Below are 15372 nucleotides of genomic sequence, written 5' to 3'. Positions count from 1 at the left end.
ATACAGTCATTAATAACTTCACGGCTTTTGGCTTCGAACATTCACCATAGGCCAAACACAACTTCACATCACCATAAAGCTTAGCTGAATTATCGGTAAGGATCGCAATGACACAGTCAAGTTACTCATCAGGCAGAATATTTAAAGAGAAGCGAACACCTTTAGGGGCTGAAATTCTTCGCTTTGCAAGACGTATACGCGGGTTCACTCAGGCTGAGTCTGCGGCAAATTATGGCATTGAAGAGCGCACACTGAGGCGCTGGGAAAACAAAGAATACAGCCCTAAATGGAATGATGTGGTTGGTTTAGTAGAAGACGTTTATTCACTCGATATTATAGAAGTAATAGGAAAGCTCAATGATTGCGACACAAATAACCATTAAACAAATTCGCAGCGCTTTAAGACGTTGGGGCAAATATTGGCGACAGCGTGAACTGGGCAAAGGCTTTAGTCGTCAGGCTGTTACTGAGCAAAGTGGGGGAGGCCATAGCAATTACTTCTCTAGTGACATGATGAATGTACCTGAAGAAATTGAATTACTGGGGCAGTTAATCAGCAAACTGCGACCAGAATGCATCCGAGCAATACGCGCTAAGTATTTATTGGATGTTGAATTAAGCCAAGCGGCAAAAATGCTTGGTTTTGATACAAAACGCTCTGCAGAGTTTTGGCTTACTAAAGCTGAAAGGACACTCATGCTGGAGTTGAGCTACTAACGAGTAGGAAAATAGATGTCGATCATGAATACGGTTGAGCAAATCAAGAAACATGAGGGCTATCGACGCTTTCCGTATTACTGCACGGGAGGCAAACTCACGATAGGTTATGGTAGAAATTTAGATAATAAAGGAGTGGATAAAGAAGAAGCCGAGTATTTACTTGCACAAGATATTCAAAATGCGCTTGCAGGTGTTAAGCGTCGTATTGATATTTCGCATTGCAATGAAGCTCGGGTAGCAGTGCTGACAAATATGGCATTCAATATCGGTTTGCAAGGATTGATGGGGTTTAAAAGGATGCTGGAACACGTGCAACAAGGAGAGTTTGAAAGTGCCGCAGTTGAAATGCTTGATAGCCGCTGGGCAAATCAAGTGCCGAGTCGAGCACAGGAATTGGCGCAGCAAATGTTAAGTGGGGAGTGGCAATCATGAACTGGCTAACAAATTTGTTCACTGGCAGTGTGAGAGAACCACTGCAGGTAGTCAGTGAAATCATAGATGAGCTGTACACGAGTGAAGAAGAAGTACTCGAACAACATGTCATTAAGGCAAGGCTACTTAATAAGCAAAGTGAAATACAAGCACATATAAATTCAGTGCAAGCAAGCCATCGAAGTCGATTTGTGGCTGGTGCTCGCCCATTTTTGATGTGGGTATGTGGGCTTGGCTTCTTATTTGCTTTTGTGATCAACCCAATTTTACAGTGGTTGTTTCCAGAACAAGGGGTGCCGGTATTGCCACTTGACGTAATGTTGGAATTGACTTTAGGTATGTTGGGGCTAGCTGGCCTTCGAACCATTGAAAAGTTGAAAGGAGTGGCAAAGTGAGACAACCTGAAAATTGGCAAATGAAAAAGGAATTGAGTTTAGCCCACATTCTTACAACGATTGCCTTGGTTGTATCAAGCATCTTGTATCTAAGCGATTTAGATAAACGCATTACCTCTAACTCTCAAGAGTTAGCCCACTTAAAGCAAATCCGTAAGGAAGATCAAAAGCGGATTGAAAAGCGTCTTGACTCAATAGACAAAAAACTTGATGCGCTGCTCAGTGCAAAGCGCACCTCCCTTTAAGCCCTATCTGGGCACTGTTTAAAAATCCTTTTTTTGTAATTAATCACTTAAATCCATGTGCACAAGCTATGAGATTGCATGTGCGTTCGTGCGCAAACGTATTATCAGGAGACGAATTGTGAGTACAGCCATCGAATTAGCTAAATTGCCACCACCTCAGGTTATTGAAGCGCTTAGTTATGATGAGATTTATAAGCAAATGGAGCAGGCTTTGCTCGAAAAGTTGCCGGATCATGCTTTATTGGCCTCTGATCCCGCAATTAAATTAATTGAAATTGCGTCATATCGTGAACTTTTGCTAAGGCAAAGAATTAATGACGCGGCCAAATCTGTGATGCTGGCGTTTTCGCAAGGTAGCGACTTAGACAATTTAGGCGCCTTATTTGGAATTGGACGAGACGAAAATGAAGGCGATGAACGCTATCGACAACGGATACCTTTGTCGTTGGAAAGCTACAGTATGGCTGGCACTAAAGGTGCTTATGAATATCATACGCTAACAGCAAACGATCAAGTGAAAGATGTATATGTAGACTCTGATCGTCCTGGGTATGTCAATGTATATGCATTGATCAATACCATGACAGAAACTCAAGCAAATGCAATTAAAGCGGATATTGATGCTCGGCTTCATGATGAAGATATCAGGCCAATTACAGATAAAGTGGTGACGCACTGTGTAATGCCAACAAGGCAAGCACTGCAAGCGCAAATCTATTTAAATATTGGAGCAAATAAGGCACAGGTTGAACTTAACATTATGCAGGCGCTAGACGTATTTATGGCACAGCACTGCAAGTTAGGAGAAGAAGTTCCTCACTCTGGGATCATTGATGCATTGCATCAGCCGGGCGTGAGAAAAGTTAAAGTACTTGCCCCAATTGAAGATTTACAACCTAACGTCAATCAGGCGTATAGCTTAGACATTAATTTACAGTTTCCAAATGAGGCCGAGATATGATCGAAAAATCACTTCTGCCTCATAATGGAAGCAACTTAGAACATCATCTTGAAGAGCGTTTATCACATACCCGTGAACAGTTTGATACCAGGACGGTCATCCCTGAATACATAGGTTCACAATGGGACCCGATGACTTGTCCTGAATCCTTGTTGCCTTGGCTTGCGTGGGCATTATCAGTCGACGAGTGGAAAGAAGATTGGCCTGTAGAAACAAAGCGGGCGATGATAGCCAATTCGGTGACAGTTCATAAACATAAGGGGACGGTTGGTGCAGTTAAGCGTGCATTGGCGTCACTGGGTCTTGAGATTGAATTTTTTGAATGGTTTGATGATGTAGATGATGTGTATTTAGCACCTCATCATAGCGGTGAACCGCATACTTTTACTTTTATTGCATGGGCCAATGATGTCCCTTATACCAGCCGCGCGGTGGTGCTTGATCAAAAGTTGTATGATGCAATACATCGTGTGACTAATCAAACCAAGCCACAACGGGCACATTTTGATTTTTTAGTTGGCATGAAGATGTCGTCGCAAATTGCAGCGGCCAGTAGTGGTCATGGTTTTGCGTCAAGTCGGCTTTATGCCAAAGTTATGTCGCACACAAAAGAACGTGCGGGTAGTAACTCTCTTTCACTCGCTGGTGCTATTTCTGGGCATCGCACAGCCTCTTCTCGCTATTATGCAGCATCCTCTACTGAGCGTAAGATCACATCATCTGCTCAGCCAGGCTGCGCCCTTGTTATTAGAAAGCAGGTGCCATTGGTTAGTCGCCAGCGCATCAATACTGCCAGTGAGCGAAAGTTAAGGGCGGGCGCCAAACTCGGGTTTGGCGCATCGCTTTCAACGGGTTCAGGTCAAGTCGTTAGAACTTACATACGTAGTGACCAAACCATGCCTTCGCGCATGATTGAATTTAGCAGCCGCCTTACGGGTGCGATGTCAAACAGCGCAAAGCAAACGACTGTATGTCGTTTGTATTTCAATGCAGTGTCTGCATCATAAATATCGAAAAACAAGGAGTGCAATAGTGAGCACGATTTTACAACCGGTGATCACGTCAGCGGGACTGGCTGCTGTGTTCAGAGCACAGCAAAGTGGCTTTAAAGCGAAAATCACCAAAATCGGGATTGGCTCAGGTGTGCATCAAGTTGATGAAAACACCACCAATCTGAAAGCAGAGCGATATCGTCTGGATATTGACTGCGCAGAATATGATGAAGCAAATAAGCAGCTTCATTTAACCGTACGCGACGATTCTAAAGTGGCTGATGACGGGTTTTTTGTCAACGAGGTCGGTTTTTACACCGAAGAAGAAGTTAATGGGCAAATTCGTCATGTGTTGTTTGCTGTTTATTCAGCAGCAGATCCGATTGCGTATAAATCTAATGATATTGATCTGTTATTGGCGTTTGACCTCACACTGACAGGTGTACCGGGTGACGCTATCACTATTATCGACAAAGGAGTCGATTTTAATATTTTGATAGCCCCAGAGCTTGCCAAAATGGCGCGTTCACAGATCATGAATATGTATCGTCATTTAAAACAAAAGTTTGCGTTAATTGACAAAGGTATTTTGTAAGGAAATTTCATGAAAAAAGTAGATAACCAGCGTGCACAAACATTAGCGGAAGAAGCACTGAAGTTGATGCAAGAAGCAAAAGTATTGCAGCAACAAGCCCAATGTCAGGCAGCTCGTATTTTGGGCTATCAACAGCAAAGTGATGGCTTGGCATTTAAATATTTAGCGGCGAAAGCCGAGCACGGCGAGCAAAGCCAGCAAGCATTTGATGCAAAACAGGCGTGGCTTCATGCGCGAAAGTCTGTGCAGGTGCGTTATCCAAAACTTCATGGAAAATAATTCAAAACAGATTTTAAAAAGCCCGCTTTAAGTGGGCTTTTTTGTATAAATGGAGAACGTAAATGTCTTTAGAACAAGATATCACACGCGTTGTTGAGGCCACTGAAGGGTTGACTGCAACCGTTGATAATCAGATCAGTGAGATCACGAACAAATTAAACACCGCGGTAGCTGAGACTAAAACCAAGGTGGATGCCCACCTAGCCAGCGCTGATTCATTACTGAACTCTTATGAAGAGCGTCAGTCGCACTTTCGAGTGACAAAAAACCAAGCCTTGGCGGCAAATCAGGCGGGTACCTTCCCAGAAGCTTGGGCTGGTGGCTTTGTAACAAAAGCGACGTTGCTAGAAAAAGTTGAGACCAACGTTGAGCCTACTCAGCGTACGCCACTAGCAAGAGAGTTTCTAAAAGCCATTAATTCAGACACAAAGTGGTTTGCTCAGAACTTTAATATTTGGGAACTGGAATATGCGCCGAATCGAGGCGGTGATAACAGCCATGTCGATGCTTATTTAATGTACCAGTACTTAAGAAGGCCAACGCACATAACAGCAGGAGCCGTTGTTAAGCACATTCGTGGAACTGTGCCTACAAACTTTTGGTGTCACGGTCTGAAAGCCGGAGAGCCTGCCAAAGTATGCGGACTTCATATTCAACATAATAGTCGAAATCACTATACGCATTGTCACCCCTATGTGCCAGGCAGAAACTTACCGGCTGATCAAACGGGGGTTATTCAGGTTGCACTGCCAGCGGTTGTGACAGGTCATGTACCTTTGGATAAATCCTGGGGTCAGTTTGCTTACATCGGTGACGGTGCATACGACGTGATTGCTTAAGGAGAAAAAATTAAATGGCTAAATTAATCGTAAATGGACAGGTGGTTGAGCAGTTTTTTGATGCCGGTATGCAACAGTACGCGGTAGCTCAATTAGTTGAAGAAAACTTTGGTAAAGACAGCACTTTCTCCGTTGAATTATCTGTTGAAGAAGCACAGCAAAAGAGCCGTGATGATGTTCGTTTATCCATCGAGCAGCAAGTGGCTGATACTGAATCTTTGCTTGGTACCACATCAGACACCGTACATATGTTACTTAACGAGCTAAGTGGCTTTGTTAATAAATTAAGCGATGCATCCACCTTAGCGGAGATGCGCACTTCTACCACATCACTTAAAGCGGCAATTGGCGATATTGAAACAAAAGTTTCAGCAGGTGCGCTGAGCTTTCCTTATCAGACCAAAGGCCAAGATGCGGTGATGACAGATATTATGACGCGTGCAAACGGCGTGGATACTGTTATCAAAGCAAAGTAAGTCATGCATAACACGGTTCTGAGCACTCCGTGTTGATGCCGAGTTAGAAAAAACTCAAACGTGAAGCCCACCATTTGGTGGGCTTTTTTATTTTAAATTGGAGGTAAATTATGTCTTTAGAGCAAGACATTGCAAATGTAGTCAGTGCAGCAGAGCAGCTAACTGGCATCGTAGATACAAAAATTGAAGATATTAACAATACTGTGAATGGCAAAGTTGCTGAGATGAACTCGCAAGTCGCTGTAAAAAAGAATGAAATTGATACGGCAATTACTCAGCAAGTGCAGCGTGTTGATACTGCCTTAGAGAATAAGCAGGTAATTGGTAATGGTGGCCACGGAACCAAAAGTATAGGCATTGCAAGCTTTTTTACTGGTGAGACTGGTGCAACCTATATGCACCTAAAGCTGCCGTATAAGATTGATACGCATAACTGTATGTTCCATTTGAATATCTATGGTTACGAATATGGTAAAAATAATATTGTGGATGCAACATTCACTGGTTACTGTTACACAAATCAAAACAAACTATATCAGTCAAAGACAGCTGGAACTCATGAACCTATTGTTTATGTAGGGACAGATCAACATGTTTATTTAAGAATAACACTTGAAAGTCAGTACTACTTAACTTTGAGTGTTGACTCTACTTATGTAGGTAATGGCAGTGTACTCAAGCCTGGGGATGTTCAATTTATCAGTAGTACAGAAGCGCAGTTATAGGGAGCTTATAATGGAAAATTTAATCGCGGAAGCGCAAAGTGCAGCAGTTGAAGAAAAAATAGCACTCGAGAATGCACGTATCAACGTTAGGCATAAGATTAGTAATCGCATTGCAGATACAGACAGTATGTTAGGGAATACATCAGATATTTCTCACATCCTACTTCATGAACTGAGCATATTTGTAAATAAGCTATCCACTGCTAACTCCCTAGCAGAAATGCGCACCTCTACAGAATCTTTGAAAAACGCCATTGGTGCAATTGAAGGGAAAGTGGCAAGTGGTGAGGTTGAGTTACCTTATCAAGTAAAAGGTCAGGAAGCCGCTTTAGAAGAAGCGGTTGTACGTGCCCACGGCGTCAGCAGTCTACTGAAATAAATTGGTTTAGTTTGCTAAGTAGCAAACAGAACGGTCAACAAACCCAGCCCACCTATTCGGTGGGTTTTTTATTTTAAAAATGGAGGTAAACATATGTCTTTAGAGCAAGACATTACACGCGTCGTTGAAGCGGCGGAAAAATTAAGTGATATCGTCGATACCAAAATTGAAGATATTGATGCGCGGGTGGCACAAAAGGCCATTGAGATTGATCAAAAAAATGCGGCGGTTGAAAGCCGTTTAACAGCGAAAGAGCAAGCGGTTGATGCCAAAATACAAGCGTTTCAAAGGGCGTTACCACTGGCACCTAACACTCTTGTGGACTCAAAATATTTTAATTCTATTTGTGAAGCTAACAATACCCCAACAGATATATTGACGGCACACAAAGCGCCTTGGACGTCTTTTTTGCACGATGGGACTGAAGGCAGTGGCACTGTTACTCGCTTAACACTAGACAAATTAGACGAATATGGCCTGACACCAAATCAGGATTTTCAGAGCCGTGGTATTGGGTCAAAAAACCATGGTGGAGAGCATTATTATGGCTCTAATTATCGTGTTTTACTGATGGACATTGAAATTACCAAAGGCCGTACTAACGATGCAGATAATGGTTATTTCTTCGTGTTATCACAAGGCTGTGATACTCATGTTGGATGGAGTAAAGGAGAGTTTTTAACGCAAGCCAGTTGCTGGATAAATGTGTTGGAAAGTTCAGGTACGATAAGATTTCATCCATCTTCAAACCGCTCTGCTCACATTACATGTGATCACACGGATGTCGGTAAAGGCTGGCAGTACAAGCACGCCGTTCGACAAGGTTGGGGTGGGTGTCATCAGCCTTTGTTTATCGGCATGGGGAGAATGAAAGTGGCAATGTGCCTGCCTTATGTTGGTACGGGTAATCATGGCGACAATATGATTTGGGCAGATAGTGTCGGTTTCCCTTATACACATACTGACGCAGCTGGATATGTAGGAGTATAAACATGGCATTATTGAAACAAATCTCAACAGGTCGCATTGTGGCAGGTGGACTAACTACACCAGAAAGCGCTCAGAAAATAGCAAAAAATGCCGGAGTTGATGAGGGAGATTATCAGCTCATTTTTTCCGAGCAAGAAGTTCAAGAAAATCGTCGAGAACGATATGCTCATGTCTGTGACCATCTCTTCATAGATTACATGGCTAGCCTGACTGAATTTGGCGACACTGCGCAAAAAACCATTGACGCAAAGCGCGTATGGTTAGATGCCAGAGCCAATGTTAAAGCAAGTTTTCCTAAATCATAGCTTGTTAACCCCCCTTATGTGCCTGTCTTTGCATTAACCGGGCACTTCTCATAACTTTAATCTTGGGCTTAGTTATGTCATTGACAAACTTTAGCGCCATAGATCTCAGCCGTTTGCCGGCGCCAAACCTTATTGAGTCACTAAGCTTTGAAAAGATTAGGGCTGAGATTTTAGATGACTTTAAAACACGTTTTCCCGATGCTGAGCTTAACCTAATCAGTGATCCTGTGGTTAAGTTAGTAGAGTCATTTGCTTACAGAGAGCTGCTGTTACGTCAGCGCATAAACGACAGTGCACATGGTGTACTACTCGCCCACGCTACAAGCAGTGAGCTTGATTACTTAGGTAATCGCTTTGATGTAGCGCGCGCAGTATTAGAGCCAGCTGACAATACACAGATACCACCTAAAGCAGCTATTTATGAGAGCGATGAACGGTATCGTGAACGTATTGCATTGGCGCTGGAAGGATTCAGCACTGCGGGCCCCGCAGGCGCATATGCTTTTCATGCACTGAAGGGGTCGCAATATGTCAAGGATGTGTTTGTAGATGCCCCCGAGTTTGCTTATGTCGACTTACCTGACCAAGTCGCTAATTTATTACCGCCCAGTGCGCGAATATTAGTGTGTACAGAGGATGCCGGTTTGACGCCAGAAGTCCTATCAGGTGCTGAACCATCAGAGCCTGTACCTGGGGACGTGGTGGTGACATTGCTCACAAGCCAAGGAAGTGGCCAAGCAAGCACAGAGGTCATAGAGCATGTCAAAACGCAGTTAAACAAAGAAACTGTGAGGCCATTGACTGATAGAGTACATATTAAATCGGCAGATATTATCGAGTTCTCAGTCGATGCGGTATTGCATATTTATCCTGGGATGGATGGGCCTGCACTGGTTGAAGAAGCAAAAGCAAGCTTAGCGGATTGGTTGGCTGAGCATCATAAATTAGGCCATGACATTTCTCTGTCTGGTTTATATGCGGTATTACACCGAGAGGGCGTGCAGCGCGTTGAGTTGCTTGCGCCACAATGGGATATTGCCGTGCAAGCACATCAGGCAGCATTTTGTTCTCGAGCGACTATCTCGGTGGGAGAGGAGCATGTCTAACTTCACATTGCAGGGTAATACTTCCGAGCTGGAGTTGGCGCTTGAGCATTGCAGTGACCGTATACTGAATATCCCAGTGTCCCATAAGCAGCTATGGGATCCATGGAGGTGCCCTTTACGGTTTTTGCCTTGGCTTGCCGATGCATTAAGTGTGGATGTTTGGGATAGTGCTTGGCCTGAGCACGTGCAGCGCAAAGTCATTGCGGATAGTGTGCCAAGGCACAGATATAAAGGGACGATCAGTGCAGTGAATAATGCATTGAAAGTGCTCAATGCCAAGGTTGAGCTGCAAGAGTGGTGGCAATATGGCGGGGTACCACATAGTGCAAAGTTGCTGGCCATTGCCAATGAGAATCTAGACAGTAATGGCAGTACATTTTTAAGTCCTAAATTACAAGGGCAAATGTGGCAGTCTGTGGTGGCGACTAAACCAATGCGGACGAGTATAGATTTTAATATTGGCGTTAACCTCAACACGAGCACTCAAGTGATTGGTGGCGGGCAGAGCGCGTCGATGCAAATAGCTTTACACCGCGATGAACCGGTCTTTAATTTTGCGCCAGTTCATATATGTCATGTTGCTGCATCCCAAACGGGCAGTGTGCACGCATCAAAGTTAGCAGATAACCCGAGTTTCGATTTTAATTTGAGCTCAATACATGTGGCTTCAATGAGTGCTGCTAGCCATGTAGGAACGCAGTTATTCGAAGATAAAGCTAATGCTTATTTTAGCGCGAGTGTTTTTATATCCTCTTGTGCAGTTGCCACCCACCTATCACGCACTTTGTTGAAAGACACGCCCAAATTTCAACATATATCAAATAGTTCATTAGCAAGCGGTGCCTATACCGTTTCTATTCAAAATATCACGCTTAATTTATAAATTTGAGGTACTAAATATGAATGTATATACGCCTGTTGTGACGCAACAGGGAATAAACGCAGCCGTCAGTGCCCTTGAGCAAGGGGTTAAAATTCAAATTGGCCACATTGCAGTGGGTGACTCGGGATACACACCCGATAGAAATCAAACGGCTTTAAAAAGCCCCAAAAATACAGCGCCTGTATCGGGTGCTGAAGTGGTTGGCAATGGTCAATTTCACGTAACAGCCGAGTTTACAGATGATAAACAATATGCGGTTAAAGAAGTCGGTTTTTACTTAAATGATCATGAACAAGAAAGTCAGCGAACCTTGTTTGCAGTGTGGTCACACCCTGAAAATGTGCTTTTTTTTCAGACGCCAATTGCAAAGATTGTACAAGGGTTCGATTTGCTTTTAACGGCGGTTCCGCCAGAGAGCTTAGACTTTAATGTATCGGGTGATTTGAGTTTATATTATGCCGATGAGTTTGCTGCACTGACGATTGCACAAACTAAAGCGCTCACAGCGCAAATTCAGTCCAACCTGAGACAAATCCATTTTAATGACCGCCTTTTGAATTTGGAGGGGTAGTTCATGTCTAGTTTATCTGAGAGCGTAGCTGAACTTGCTAGTAATAATGCGAATTTGACTCAGCGGTGTAGTGAGTTGACGGATGACATCAACCAGTTGTTACTCAACGTGGATACCAAGGTTGATTCGGCGTTTGCCAAAGTGAGTGGCGAAATTAACAATACACTGGAGCAGACCTTGTATGTTAATGCTGATCAATCGGTTGGTAGCGATAGCAATGATGGTTTAAGTGCGCAAACGCCATTAAAAACAATAAAAGCAGCCGTGGCTAAACTGGTACCAGGTTGCTTTGCTCGCATCATGCTGGCTGCAAATAATGTTGAACATGTATCTGCGGCTGTTGTGGTCCCAGATTGTTCAGTTGTTTTTAATACATACACAGAAGATGATTGGCAATCTATTGGCTTAAAACTGCATTTTACCGGTGCTATTGCGTTTAATACGCGAGGTGAGAATGCTTCAATCTCACTTGAGCTGTTTGGCGAGTTCCAAAAGACATTATTGATGGCGGGTAATCGCTTATTTGAAAACCTAGGCAAGGCCGCTTATTCATTGGCCAGTGACAGTGCAAGCTTTCCCGTGGTGGTGTTTCACCGTAATACGACGGGGCAATTTTTTCCTTATTTTGTTGCAGCAAATTATGCCAAGTATAGCAAAATTGGTTTATTTTCAATGAGCAACGTCATATTTGCCTCACATATTTCTAGTAGTGCAGGTGAGACAGTTTATGAGCCTATGCCACATATTCGTTTGGACACCGCTCCAGTGGGCGGTGCCGTACTGGCAGTATTTAATAACGTTGATATGCATTGTGAACAACTGTCTAATCCTGGTGTGGAATTGGCTACAGGTTGTTATTTGATCTCCAAGGTGACAGGGCTAAACCATGTTGCTCCACCAGCTGCCGCAAGTAGCTAACCCTGCAACCTTCCTTTTCTTATTTATTATTTAAATTTCAAATTTATATTGAGGACAATATTTATGTCTACACAAGCTAAAACGCTTGAGCAGCTCATCACAGAGCTACATACAACCAATGGTGAATTGGTATCAGCTAACAGAACATTGACAGAGACTGTTTTGAATAAAACAGCGGAAGTAAATAGTGTCGTCAGTCAAGCTAAGCTTGATATTCAAGCAGCGATTGACAACGCGAAAAGTGAAGTTGATAACGCAAAACTGAATTTCGCAAAAAGCCATGCGGAAACGAAAATTAATTATTACGACCGTAAAGTGCACACTAAAGCTTCACTAATTGAAAACAGCGGGTTAGTGGTCGACCCAAATGATGATACAAAAACCGTTTGGGTGAGGGTACCAACAGGTGGCAGCTGGTCTGGTTTCCATACTTATCCTGAAACAAATACTTTGACTATGCTTCATACCGTAGCGGGCTATGCATATTCACCTGGCCATAGTGAGTCAACTCAGTATGAGCGGGATTGGAGTATTACAAATATGGAATTTATTTTGACTAATGAAGCGGCGACTAGCGAGCAAATAAATGACAATATAGCTGCACTAGGAATTGATGTTGCAATATCAAGAACTGGCGGTTGGTGGGATGGTTCTCGCGTTTTACAAATACCAGCGATGAGAATCAACGACATGCATCCATACTGTAGTTTATATGTCAGGTTAGTAAATATCGTGTTTAATTCGGTACCAAACAAGGAATCGAAGCTACCACAGGAGGTATTGCAATTTGGTGGCAACTGCACTTTCGCAATCGACAGCGTTGTTAATTATCCACATATTTCAGTATAGGTGATATATGTCAGAAATAAGTTTATTTGATTACAAAGATACCGGTGTAAACCTTGTTAAAGCAGAGCAACGCTCTCGTATTCATTATGAAGTTGCAGATGCGGACTCATTAATAGGCACGACATCTGATACTACACATTTGTTATTGGTTGAGTTTGCTAAATTAACACAAGCAATTTCAATCGCAGCTTCTCTTGATGAAGTAAAGTCAGCAGCGTTGCAGTCAGCGAGTTTGTTTGCACCGATAGTAGATAAACAAAATGGAGAGCAATTGACTTTCCCGTATCAGCATAAAGGGACTGAAAGCGTGCTCGCTGAAATTGCAGCGCGTGCGCAAGGTGTCGCTGATATTATTAAGTAATAATTTAATATTTCCTTCCCAAGAGATCCCCTATGAACTCCCAGTACTTTGATTTTTCTGCGCTCCCAGCGCCAGATATCATTGAGCCACTGGACTATGAACGTATTTTCCAAGCCCGCAAAGAAAGATTTAAATCTATTGCACCGCAGTATGCAGATGCGCTAGAACTCGAAAGCGACCCACTAACAGTATGCTTGCAAGTGGAGAGCTATCGAGAGCTATTATTACGCCAGCGTATTAACGAAGCAGCTTATGCTAATTTGTTAGCGACGGCGCAAGGCGGCGATTTAGATCAGCTTGGAGTGTTTTATGGTCTTGGGCGTGCCGAGGGTGAAGAAGACGGTAACTACCGTCTTCGCATTCGGCAAAAGACTCTGGCCTCCAGCACAGCTGGTAGCAAAGATCATTACCGCAATGCAGCGCTCACCGCTGCCCCTAATGCTATTCGTGATGTAGAAGTGGATAGCCCAGCCTCCGGACGTGTTCGAGTATCAATATTATTTCAAGATGCACAGCGTGCAGATGAACTTTTACAGCAAGTACGAGCATACGTACTGAGCGATCAGGTCAAGGTATTGACTGATCAGGTTGAAGTGAACCACGCACAAGAAGTGCCTATTGACGTTAAAGCCGATATTTATCTGCAACATAATGTACCTAATTGGGTATTTACTCAGTTGGAAGGTAAGTTACGTGCAGCTTGGCAAGACGCAATGGCGCTTGGTGTTGCGATGACGCCAAGTTGGCTGAGCGCTCAGTTGCATGTTGAGGGCGTAAAGCATGTTGAAATACATACGCCTGATAACTTGATTGATATTGCGTCTAATCAATATGCTCAGTTAGGGCAAATTCAATTATGTCTCATCACCTAGATACAAAGAGCGACGAGTTGTTACCTTATAATCAAAGCGAGCTGCAAGCTGCAATGGTTAAACATGGGCAGCTAGAGTTAATGCTGGGAGACGGCATTGCACTTTTACGTGGCTTCAAATCTCACCCTAAACAATCTTTATTACCTTGGCTTATTTGGGAATATGGTTTAGGCGCATTGGTTCCGTACTTAGATGATCTTGACCAAGTATTACAACAAGGTTTGGCTTGGCAGCGGATCCGAGGGACGCGAAAAAGCCTAGAAATGGCGTATGGTTGGCTTGGATTTTCACTGAAAGATGTAGAAGAGTCTGATTCCTATCGCCATTTTTATCGTTACCAATGTCACCTTGAACAATTACCCAGTTTAAATGACGTTGAGCGCATGTCTCAGCTGGCAGAGCTCAGTGCTCCAGCTAGAAGTGAGCTTACTCGTGTCACTTATCAATTTGACATTAGAGAGCTGACTTTGTCAGCAAAACCTTTTGGGTCACTTTTGAGTGATCATTCAGGATTTAGACATCGTCTTAAAAATGGCAAATTGCTGCGAATTAGCACCAAACGAACTCACCCAAATCAGTTTAGCTTCAGTGGCGACGCACAAAGCGGGTTAACGCGTAAGCATAACAGCACTTGGCACAGTTATACCTCTGAAGTTTTGGGCGTTTTACGTCTCAGTGAGCCGGTAGTAAACCAGTTTGGTGCGACCTCGATGCACAGTCGCCAGTCGAGTCGTGCTTATATTCTCGACCAAGCTCAGTGGTTTGGTCATTGGCAAGCGAGTAGCTGGTCTGCAACTCACTCCCCTCAAATAGTGATCGCACATCAAGCAAACCGCTAATTTTTTAACTTTAAAATTACCCTAAACTTGGTTTTACGCAACTCTCAATGAGTGTTTGCAAGGATAGTTATGTCTTGCCTAGGAAGGCTCGATGAGACACTCGGTAAGTGAGTTAAAGCGATATATGGACCGAGTGAAGGTAGATAAGGAAATATTTTGGCTATTCTTACCCGTGCAGGGCGAACCATGCTCGCTCAAAAAATTGCACAAACTCCAATTTATTTGGCTTGGGGGCGCGGAGAGTCTCAGTGGCAAACACCGCCTGCTGAGCCCATTGCTGCAACAGAGCTTGCAGCCCCTATAGGTTATCGCAAAGCGAAAAAGGTTGGATACTGTTATCCCGATGCACAAGGTGACATCTTTATTCAAGGTGGCCGCTTTAGCTTATCATCAGAACCAACTCAGCATATTTATTGCGAATTTACGTTTGACTTTACTGATGGCGCAGGTGAAACCGTGCGCGAACTCGGCTTAATGTCAGGCTTACAAGCAGATCCCCAGCTACCCGAAGGTTTGGTGTATTTGACGCCTGAGCAGGTATCGAACTTTGGCACTTTATTGCTTCTTGAACACCGTGCTCCACTGATTCGTGAGCAGGGAGTCAGAGAAAGCTTCGAATTTGTTGTCAGTTTTTAGAGGT

24 protein-coding genes are annotated in these 15372 nt (G+C 43.5%); all 24 read left to right on the top strand.

Annotated elements, in window-relative coordinates:
* Positions 1 to 107: 107 nt before the first annotated feature.
* The 24 genes from S4054249_RS16645 (at position 108) to S4054249_RS16530 (ending at position 15368) form a co-directional block, all read left to right on the top strand.
* Positions 108 to 383: a helix-turn-helix domain-containing protein gene (locus S4054249_RS16645; RefSeq protein WP_046356516.1), complete on the top strand. Its 276-nt coding sequence runs from the start codon at positions 108 to 110 to the stop codon at positions 381 to 383.
* Positions 358 to 717 (top strand): hypothetical protein, encoded by a 360-nt coding sequence (locus S4054249_RS16640; RefSeq protein ID WP_046356515.1) that lies wholly within the window; start codon positions 358 to 360, stop codon positions 715 to 717. The genes S4054249_RS16645 and S4054249_RS16640 overlap by 26 nt, the downstream gene beginning before the upstream one ends.
* A 15-nt stretch (positions 718 to 732) precedes the next feature.
* Entirely contained in the window at positions 733 to 1152 is a 420-nt protein-coding gene (locus tag S4054249_RS16635; protein WP_039608545.1) for a glycoside hydrolase family protein, read from the top strand.
* Positions 1149 to 1547, top strand: coding sequence for a 3TM-type holin (locus S4054249_RS16630; protein WP_187301391.1), 399 nt, complete (start codon positions 1149 to 1151; stop codon positions 1545 to 1547). The genes S4054249_RS16635 and S4054249_RS16630 overlap by 4 nt, the downstream gene beginning before the upstream one ends.
* Entirely contained in the window at positions 1544 to 1792 is a 249-nt protein-coding gene (locus S4054249_RS16625) for a hypothetical protein (protein WP_145925043.1), read from the top strand. The genes S4054249_RS16630 and S4054249_RS16625 overlap by 4 nt, the downstream gene beginning before the upstream one ends.
* 118 nt (positions 1793 to 1910) lie before the next feature.
* Positions 1911 to 2753 carry a baseplate assembly protein gene (locus S4054249_RS16620; RefSeq protein ID WP_046356513.1) on the top strand — a complete coding sequence of 281 codons (843 nt, stop codon included), beginning with the start codon at positions 1911 to 1913 and terminating at the stop codon, positions 2751 to 2753.
* Entirely contained in the window at positions 2750 to 3760 is a 1011-nt protein-coding gene (locus S4054249_RS16615) for a phage tail protein I (RefSeq protein ID WP_052960991.1), read from the top strand. The genes S4054249_RS16620 and S4054249_RS16615 overlap by 4 nt, the downstream gene beginning before the upstream one ends.
* Before the next feature lie 25 nt (positions 3761 to 3785).
* Complete coding sequence (locus tag S4054249_RS16610; protein WP_187301390.1) at positions 3786 to 4340, top strand: phage tail protein; 555 nt, start codon at positions 3786 to 3788, stop codon at positions 4338 to 4340.
* A 9-nt stretch (positions 4341 to 4349) separates the two neighbouring features.
* A complete protein-coding gene (locus tag S4054249_RS16605; RefSeq protein ID WP_046356511.1) occupies positions 4350 to 4619 on the top strand; it encodes a hypothetical protein in 270 nt (89 codons plus the stop codon).
* Between the two features lie 62 nt (positions 4620 to 4681).
* The gene (locus S4054249_RS16600) at positions 4682 to 5458 is read left to right on the top strand and encodes a hypothetical protein (protein ID WP_046356510.1); all 777 of its coding nucleotides are present in this window, start codon (positions 4682 to 4684) and stop codon (positions 5456 to 5458) included.
* A 14-nt stretch (positions 5459 to 5472) separates the two neighbouring features.
* Positions 5473 to 5934, top strand: a complete 462-nt coding sequence (locus S4054249_RS16595; protein WP_046356509.1) for a hypothetical protein — start codon at positions 5473 to 5475, stop codon at positions 5932 to 5934.
* A gap of 110 nt (positions 5935 to 6044) precedes the next feature.
* Positions 6045 to 6659: a hypothetical protein gene (locus S4054249_RS16590; RefSeq protein ID WP_046354650.1), complete on the top strand. Its 615-nt coding sequence runs from the start codon at positions 6045 to 6047 to the stop codon at positions 6657 to 6659.
* A 10-nt stretch (positions 6660 to 6669) separates the two neighbouring features.
* Complete coding sequence (locus tag S4054249_RS16585) at positions 6670 to 7038, top strand: hypothetical protein (RefSeq protein WP_052960856.1); 369 nt, start codon at positions 6670 to 6672, stop codon at positions 7036 to 7038.
* A gap of 93 nt (positions 7039 to 7131) precedes the next feature.
* Entirely contained in the window at positions 7132 to 8028 is an 897-nt protein-coding gene (locus S4054249_RS16580; RefSeq protein WP_046358352.1) for a hypothetical protein, read from the top strand.
* A gap of 2 nt (positions 8029 to 8030) precedes the next feature.
* Positions 8031 to 8333 carry a hypothetical protein gene (locus S4054249_RS16575; protein ID WP_046358351.1) on the top strand — a complete coding sequence of 101 codons (303 nt, stop codon included), beginning with the start codon at positions 8031 to 8033 and terminating at the stop codon, positions 8331 to 8333.
* Between the two features lie 74 nt (positions 8334 to 8407).
* Positions 8408 to 9439, top strand: coding sequence for a baseplate assembly protein (locus S4054249_RS16570; RefSeq protein ID WP_046358350.1), 1032 nt, complete (start codon positions 8408 to 8410; stop codon positions 9437 to 9439).
* Entirely contained in the window at positions 9432 to 10322 is an 891-nt protein-coding gene (locus S4054249_RS16565) for a phage tail protein I (RefSeq protein ID WP_052961171.1), read from the top strand. Before S4054249_RS16570 ends, S4054249_RS16565 begins: the two co-directional genes overlap by 8 nt.
* A gap of 16 nt (positions 10323 to 10338) precedes the next feature.
* Complete coding sequence (locus S4054249_RS16560) at positions 10339 to 10893, top strand: phage tail protein (RefSeq protein WP_046358349.1); 555 nt, start codon at positions 10339 to 10341, stop codon at positions 10891 to 10893.
* Positions 10894 to 10896: 3 nt separating this feature from the next.
* Entirely contained in the window at positions 10897 to 11811 is a 915-nt protein-coding gene (locus S4054249_RS16555; protein WP_046358348.1) for a hypothetical protein, read from the top strand.
* A 63-nt stretch (positions 11812 to 11874) separates the two neighbouring features.
* Positions 11875 to 12660: a hypothetical protein gene (locus tag S4054249_RS16550; protein ID WP_046358347.1), complete on the top strand. Its 786-nt coding sequence runs from the start codon at positions 11875 to 11877 to the stop codon at positions 12658 to 12660.
* Positions 12661 to 12667: 7 nt separating this feature from the next.
* Entirely contained in the window at positions 12668 to 13021 is a 354-nt protein-coding gene (locus S4054249_RS16545) for a hypothetical protein (protein ID WP_046358346.1), read from the top strand.
* Positions 13022 to 13053: 32 nt separating this feature from the next.
* Positions 13054 to 13893: a baseplate assembly protein gene (locus S4054249_RS16540; RefSeq protein WP_046358345.1), complete on the top strand. Its 840-nt coding sequence runs from the start codon at positions 13054 to 13056 to the stop codon at positions 13891 to 13893.
* Complete coding sequence (locus S4054249_RS16535; protein WP_046358344.1) at positions 13878 to 14732, top strand: phage tail protein; 855 nt, start codon at positions 13878 to 13880, stop codon at positions 14730 to 14732. Before S4054249_RS16540 ends, S4054249_RS16535 begins: the two co-directional genes overlap by 16 nt.
* 156 nt (positions 14733 to 14888) lie before the next feature.
* Entirely contained in the window at positions 14889 to 15368 is a 480-nt protein-coding gene (locus S4054249_RS16530; protein ID WP_052961170.1) for a hypothetical protein, read from the top strand.
* The last annotated feature ends 4 nt before the right edge of the window (positions 15369 to 15372 follow it).

It is taken from the genome of Pseudoalteromonas luteoviolacea (assembly GCF_001750165.1).
GTDB lineage: Bacteria > Pseudomonadota > Gammaproteobacteria > Enterobacterales > Alteromonadaceae > Pseudoalteromonas > Pseudoalteromonas luteoviolacea_G.
Note: the sequence above shows the minus strand (reverse complement) of the source record. Positions and strands in the feature narration are given on the sequence as shown.